The sequence below is a fragment of the Paracoccus sp. PAR01 genome (assembly GCF_014851995.1).
Classification (GTDB): Bacteria; Pseudomonadota; Alphaproteobacteria; order Rhodobacterales; family Rhodobacteraceae; genus Paracoccus; species Paracoccus litorisediminis.
This window is the reverse complement of record NZ_JACVAW010000070.1, coordinates 1-1,542: the sequence shown is the minus strand read 5'-3', so window position 1 is coordinate 1,542 and position 1,542 is coordinate 1. Positions and strand designations below refer to the sequence as shown.

2 protein-coding genes are annotated in these 1,542 nt (G+C 64.7%); both read right to left on the bottom strand.

The features are described from left to right. Positions 1 to 100: 100 nt before the first annotated feature. Positions 101 to 1,027, bottom strand: a complete 927-nt coding sequence (locus IB235_RS24640) for an electron transfer flavoprotein subunit alpha/FixB family protein (protein ID WP_192339036.1) — start codon at positions 1,025 to 1,027, stop codon at positions 101 to 103. Beyond that, a partial coding sequence (locus IB235_RS24635; protein ID WP_192339034.1) for an electron transfer flavoprotein subunit beta/FixA family protein occupies positions 1,027 to 1,542 on the bottom strand: 516 nt, incomplete at its 5' end. The genes IB235_RS24635 and IB235_RS24640, both read right to left, overlap by 1 nt.

Here is a 1,542-nt window from a genome sequence, read left to right as displayed (position 1 = left end):
CGTTCAATGTAAAAACCGCCCGGCGGCCGGGCGGTTTCGGAACGTCATTTCGGGGGCTCTGCCCTCGATCCCTGCGGGATATTTGCGCAGGAAGGAGGCGTCAGAGCTTCTCGGTCAGCTCGGGAATGGTGGTGAACAGATCGCCAACCAGACCGTAATCGGCGATCTGGAAGATCGGGGCCTCTTCGTCCTTGTTGATGGCGACGATGACCTTCGAATCCTTCATCCCGGCAAGGTGCTGGATCGCGCCCGAGATGCCGATGGCGACGTAAAGCTCGGGGGCTACGACCTTGCCGGTCTGGCCGACCTGCCAGTCGTTCGGGGCGTAGCCACTGTCGACCGCTGCGCGCGAGGCGCCGACGGCGGCACCCAGCTTGTCAGCCAGCTTCTCGATGATCTCGAAGCTTTCCTTCGAGCCCACGCCACGTCCGCCCGAGACCACGCGCTTGGCCGAGGTCAGTTCGGGGCGATCGCTGGCCGCGACCTCATCCGAGACCCAGACCGACAGCGCCGGATCGGCTGCCGGAGCGGCGTCGGCGACAGCGGCTGCGCCACCTTCCGATGCGGCGTCGAAGCTGGCGGTGCGGATGGTGAAGACCTTCTTGCCATCCTTCGATTTCACCGTCTGGATGGCGTTGCCGGCATAGACCGGGCGCTCGAAGGTGTCGGCATCGATGACGGCCGAGACATCCGAGATCACCATCACGTCCAGCAGCGCCGCAACGCGGGGCATGACGTTTTTCGCATCCGTCGTCGCCGGCGCGGCGATATGGCTGTAATCGCCGGCAAGGCTGACCAGCAGCGCTGCGGTCGGCTCGGCCAGACGGTGGCCGTAAAGCGCGTTTTCGGCGACCAGAACCTTGGCGACGCCCGCGATCTTGGCAGCGGCTTCGGCCGCGGATTTGGCCGAGGCACCGGCGCAAAGCACGGTCACATCGCCCAGGGATTTCACCGCATTGACCGCCTTGGCAGTCGCGTCGCGGTTCAGTTCGCCATTGGTGACTTCACCCAGCAGAAGAACGGCCATCAGATCACCCCCGCTTCTTTCAGTTTCGACACAAGCTCATCGACCGAGCCCACCTTGATCCCGGCCTTGCGGCCCTCGGGTTCGCGGGTCGAGACGACTTCCAGACGCGGGGTGACATCGACGCCGTAATCGGCAGCGGTCTTTTCATCCAGCGGCTTTTTCTTGGCCTTCATGATGTTGGGCAGCGAGGCGTAGCGCGGCTCATTCAGGCGCAGGTCGGCGGTGACGACGACGGGCAGGGCGACCTCGATGGTCTGCAACCCGCCATCGACCTCACGGGTGACTTTCGCCTTGCCGCCTTCGATGTCGAGCTTGCTGGCAAAGGTCGCCTGACCCCAGCCCAGCAGCGCCGAGACCATCTGGCCGGTGGCGTTCATGTCATTGTCGATCGCCTGCTTGCCGGCGATGACCAGATCCGCGCCTTCGGCCTTGGCGACCTCGGCGATGATCTTGGCGACGGCCAGCGGCTCGATGTCCTGATGAACGTCATCGGCGGCGACGACCAGAATGGCGCG